Source organism: Corallococcus sp. CA047B (assembly GCF_003612065.1).
GTDB classification, from domain to species: Bacteria; Myxococcota; Myxococcia; order Myxococcales; family Myxococcaceae; genus Corallococcus; species Corallococcus praedator.
Window position 1 is genome coordinate 1 of record NZ_RAWD01000492.1, and the last position, 4,944, is coordinate 4,944.

Sequence of the window (4,944 nt, forward strand, 5' to 3'; positions counted from 1 at the left end):
CACCGATGCCCCCTCCACGCCCGCCGCCGGCGCCACGGTCGTGTCCACCACCGCCGGGACTCCCGAACCCTGGCGCGCGTCCCTGCGCGTCTCCAGCTTCACGGAGCTGGAGATTGAAGCGGACTCGCTGCTGCACGCGGTGGAGCTCGCGGCCCAGCGCGGCGTCGCCGACGGCGCACCGGAGGAGGAACCCGTCTACGAGCTGACCGAGGAAGCCAGTCCCTCCGGAAGCTGGGACGCGCTGCCGGCCATCCCGCTCTTCTCCGACCTGCCGCGTGAAGCCTTCATCCAGCTCTTCGAACGCTGCCCGCTGCGCCGCTTCGGACCCGGTGAGCGCATCCTCGCGCAGGGCAGCCACGGCGACGCCTTCTACGTCATCTGCGAAGGCAGCGTCCGCGTCTTCCGCGAGGACGACGGCCACCGTCAGGACCTGGCCACGCTGGAGGGTGGGGCGTTCTTCGGAGAGATGGCGCTCCTGTCCGGCGCCCCGCGCGCCGCGTCCGTGGAGTCCGCGTCCGACGACACGCAGGTGCTGGAGATCTCCGCGTCGGTGCTGGCCACGCTCTCCCACAGCCATCCGCCCGTGGCCCAGGCCCTCAAGAAGTTCTGCCGCGAGCGCCTGCTCACCAACGTGATGAACGGCTCCCCGCTGTTCCGCCCCTTCAACCGCAAGGACCGGCGCGGACTGGTGGAGCGCTTCCGGGCCCGCGACGTGGAGCGCGGCGACGTCATCATCCGCGAGGGTGACGCGACCGACGGCCTCTACGTCGTCCTCTCCGGTGAAGTGGACGTGCTCAAGGATGGCCACGTGCTGTCGCGCCTGAAGGAAGGGGACCTCTTCGGAGAGATCTCCCTGCTCCAGAAGACGCCGGCCACGGCCACGGTGGAGGCCGCGCGCCACACCACGCTCCTGCGCCTGCCGCGCGAGGACTTCGACTCGCTCATCTCCAGCCACCCGCAGGTCCTGATGCTCGTCTCCGACCTGAGCGATGAGCGCCTGCGCCGCACCCAGCGCCTGCTGGACGCCGCGAGGGACGCCGCCTATCTGCCGCGCGAGGACGAGGAAGACCTCATCCTCGTCTGACGGCGTCGCGAAACCCAACCCTGTCGGTCGGCCTTCCGGCCCACGCTCGGTGGCCCGCCGTGCGGTGGGGCAGGGTGATGGGTTGTGGCCCCCAGGGGTGCCCGCTATCCTCGCTGGCATGGCTGGAGGCCAGGGCGGGGCGCCGCACGCGATAGCGGGACTGGGGCCCGACGATATCGCCGAGCTGGAAGCCGTCGGCTCGCAGCCCGGCTATGACGTGTTCCTCGCTCCGGCCCGCGCGCTCGAAGGCGCAGTGGAGGAGTGCCGCTCCAACATCGCGCTCGCCTTCCACAACACGAAGCGCGGCGTGGACAGCGTGCTGGCCCACGAAGCGGAGGTGGCCACGCTCCCGGGCATCAACGTGGAGCACCTGCGCGAACTGCCATTGCTCGCGCAGGGCCTCGCCTGGGCCGCGTTGCAGGTGCAGCGCGACATGCGCGCCAGCGCCTTCGGAGCCCTCTTCGAGCGGGCCCAGCACCTGCGCCGCAAGCTCCTCAAGACCGCGGAGGCGCTCGCGGAAGCCGCCTTCCTCACCCCCGCCGACGTGGAGGCCAGCCGGGCAGGGGGCCACCGCGACGTGGTGGGGGACTGTCTGGGGCTCGTGGCGCTGTTCCGCCGCAACGAAGCGAAGCTCACCGGCCGCTCCCCGGTGACGCCCGACGACGTGAACGAAGTGGAGCGCGTCGCCGAGCAACTGCGCGCCCTGCTCGCGTCCCCCGGCGAGGCGCGCGAGCACGAATCCTCGCCCCTGCTCTTCGAGGCCACGGAGGTGCGCGACCGCTTCTGGACGCTCCTCACGAAGCGCCACGACGTCCTCTGGCGCTGCGGCGCGTGGCTCTTCGGCCGCGACGTGGACATGCACGTGCCGCCGCTCCAGTCCCGCCACCCGCTGGTGCGCGCCGTCGTCCCCACGTCCATCGAACGCGCGCCGCAGCAGACGCTCCGGCGCACGGACTCCCGGCCCCAGTCGGCGCCCGTGCCGGAGACCAGCTCGATGCGCTCCAAGGTCCGCTTCATGGTGAAGGTCGGCTTCGACTTTCCCTCGCGCTAGACACCCATGCCTTTCGACGTGAAGGACATCCTCCGGCAACTGGACACGGGCTTCGCGCACGAAGGCGGCGCGCCGCCCTGGTGGCAGGAGAGCTGGGAGGATCCGGAAGGGTTCGCCACCGCGCTCGCGGAGGCCCACGCGGGCCGGGGCGTCCCTCCGCCCAAGAGCCGCCCGGGCCAGCAGTACGACTTCTTCCACGACCTGGTGGTGCGCCACGTCGCCCTGGAGCGCCCCGCGTTCCGCACCCACGCGCGCATCCAGGGCTGGCAGAACGTGGGCTTCCGCACGCTGCACGACCTGGCCGCGCGCCGCGCCAGCGAATGGGCGGATCAGGGCGTCGAGCCGGGCGCGAAGGTGTGCCTGGTGTACGGCGTGGGCCAGGAACTGCTCGTGTCGCTGCTGGCCACGCTGCGGCTGGGCGGCTGCTTCACGCTCCTGCCACCCCTGGGCCCTCGCGCCATGGCCACCCGGCTGGAGGCCCTGGCGCCGGACTTCATCGCCGCGGAGCCGCACCAGCTCCCCATCCTCCGGGGCCACGAAAAACTCCTGCTCAAGAGCCGGGGTGGGGGAGCGCCCGGCTTCACCTCGCACACGTACAAGCCCGGGGACGTGGTGGGGCTCCTCTTCTCACCGCTGGTGGATCCGCCGCACACCCCCGTGCCCCTCACCGCGGAGGACGCCTGGAAGGGCGCGCTCGGCGACGGGATGCTCACCTTCGGGCTCGCGCCGGGAGACGTACTCGCGGCGCCGGACTTCCCGGTGCTCCAGCACCTGCCGGCCCTGCTCTTCGCCACGTTGTTCCGGGGCGCCACCTACCTGCACCTGGAGATGGCCGACCTGGAGCTCAACCCCGCGCCCCTGCTGGAGTCCCCGCTGCGCGCCCTGGGCGTCACGCCGCGCCTGCGCGACCTGTTGCTCAAGCACCGCATCGGGGCCATGCGCAACGTGCTGCACTGGTTCCGCAACCCCGAGGAGCCCTACGACGCGCAGGCGTGGCGCGCGTGGGTGAAGCAGTGCGGCCTCCAGGCCGTTCCCTCGTCCAACATCCTCATCGACGCGGCGGCCGGCGGCGCGGTGCTGGTGTCGTCGCGCGGCGTGAATGATCCGCACGCGGACGTGCACACGGACGTCTTCCCCGTACCGGGCCGCGCGTGGGCGCTGAAGGATCCAAACCAGAGCGGGCAGGGCGCCCCGACGGACGTGGGCGTCTTCACGCTGCTTCCCGACAAGGGGCGTCCCCCCGGCCACGTCCTGCTCGCGCGGATCCGCTCCCGCTACCACTACGGCGGCACGCTGGGCTTCCGGCACGACGGCCGCACCTACCCGGCGAAGGAGGTCACGGCCGCGCTGGAGGGCCTGCCCTTCCTGATGGGGACCAGCGTGGTGCCGGTGTCCACCGGGGGGCTCGCCAGCCATTCGCGCTTCGTGCTCCTGGCCTTCACCGGCCACGAGCCCGCCCCTTCGGAGGGCGAGCAGGAGATCAAGCGGCGCATCGAGATGCTCCTCGGTGGGGACTTCCTGCCCGACCGGATCGAGTTCTTCCCGCTCTTTCCACACCGCAAGAAGGGCGCCGTCGACGACGCGTGGTGCGCCTCGCAGTTCTTCACCGGCGCGCTGCACCGCAAAGCGACGGACCCGATGTTCCAGGCCCTCACCGCGCTGCGGGGACGGCTGCTGGAAAGCGCGGGCAACCCGGGCGAAGATGGCCCGTCGTCAACGAGCTGAAAGGGGCAGGACATGGGTGTCCAGGTCGTGATGGGGGCGATGCTGCAATGCAGCTTCGGCGTGGCGCCCTCGTCGCTGATGGTGCTTCCGACGAACAAGGTGCTGGCCACGACCCCGGCGGCGAACATCATGGACAACAAGCCGTTCATGAATGTGCTGCCCTTCGGCATGTGCTCGTCCATGGCGAACCCCATGGTGGCCGCGGCCACCGCGGCGGCCCTGGGCGTCCTCACCCCCATGCCCTGCATCCCCGCCACCGCGGCGCCCTGGGTGCCCGGCTGCCCCACGGTGCTCATCGGCAACATGCCGGCGCTGGAGAGCAACTCCAAGTGCATGTGCAGCTACGGCGGCGTCATCCAGGTCGTCTCCCCCGGACAGATGGTGGCCATCGATGGGTGACGCGGCGCTGGTCATCGAAGCCGTCGACTTCTCCCTGCTCGACGCCCCCTTCACCGGCACGCCCGTGCCCATCGACGAGACGGAGGGGCCGGATCCGCGCCTGGAGGCCATCACCGGCCTCGTCGCCAAGGGCTCCTACGCGGAAGCGGCCCGCGCGGCCGAAGCGCTCCTGCGCACGGGCGTGCGCGACGTGCGCCTGCTGGGGCCCTACCTCTTCGGCCTCTTCGTGTCGGACGGCATGAAGGCGCTGCCCGTCCTGTTCCGCTCCCTGTCGCGCAGCCTCACGGAGAACTGGGACGCCTTCGGCCCCCCGGGCAAGAAGCCCATCTTCGTGGACACCGGCCTGCGCTGGTTGCTCAAGATGATGAGCAAGACATTGGAACACCATACGCGCCTCAAGGACGCGCAATGGCAGGCGTGGAACGCCGTCGGCAACCGCGAGCCCATTGATGAGGCTTTGCGGATGGGCGACCCGCTCATCGCCGCCCTGGGCGCGCTGCCCAAGAGCGCCTGCGTGGACCCCTTGCGCACGCTGCTCGGCACCCTGCGCTCCCACGCCCAGGGCGTGCCGTACCTGCCCCCGCCCGAGGATCCCCAGGCGAAGGCGCTCGCCATCGCCCCGGACGAGGAAGACGACGACGAGGATGGCGACGACGAGGAGGAGGCCCGCCCCGCCGCCAGGGCC

At 71.4% G+C, this 4,944-nt stretch carries 5 protein-coding genes; all 5 read left to right on the forward strand.

Annotated elements, in window-relative coordinates; genetic code table 11:
• Nucleotides 1-1,084, forward strand: a 1,084-nt coding sequence (locus D7X74_RS39645; RefSeq protein ID WP_147446861.1) for a cyclic nucleotide-binding domain-containing protein, incomplete at its 5' end; no start/stop codon positions are given.
• 97 nt (nucleotides 1,085-1,181) lie between these two features.
• Entirely contained in the window at nucleotides 1,182-2,135 is a 954-nt protein-coding gene (locus tag D7X74_RS39650; RefSeq protein ID WP_147444373.1) for a hypothetical protein, read from the forward strand.
• 6 nt (nucleotides 2,136-2,141) lie between these two features.
• Nucleotides 2,142-3,860, forward strand: coding sequence for a long-chain fatty acid--CoA ligase (locus tag D7X74_RS39655; RefSeq protein ID WP_120538128.1), 1,719 nt, complete (start codon nucleotides 2,142-2,144; stop codon nucleotides 3,858-3,860).
• 12 nt (nucleotides 3,861-3,872) lie between these two features.
• A complete protein-coding gene (locus D7X74_RS39660; protein WP_120538129.1) occupies nucleotides 3,873-4,259 on the forward strand; it encodes a DUF4280 domain-containing protein in 387 nt (128 codons plus the stop codon).
• Nucleotides 4,252-4,944, forward strand: a 693-nt coding sequence (locus D7X74_RS39665) for a type VI secretion system protein IglI family protein (RefSeq protein WP_120538130.1), incomplete at its 3' end; no start/stop codon positions are given. The genes D7X74_RS39660 and D7X74_RS39665, both read left to right, overlap by 8 nt.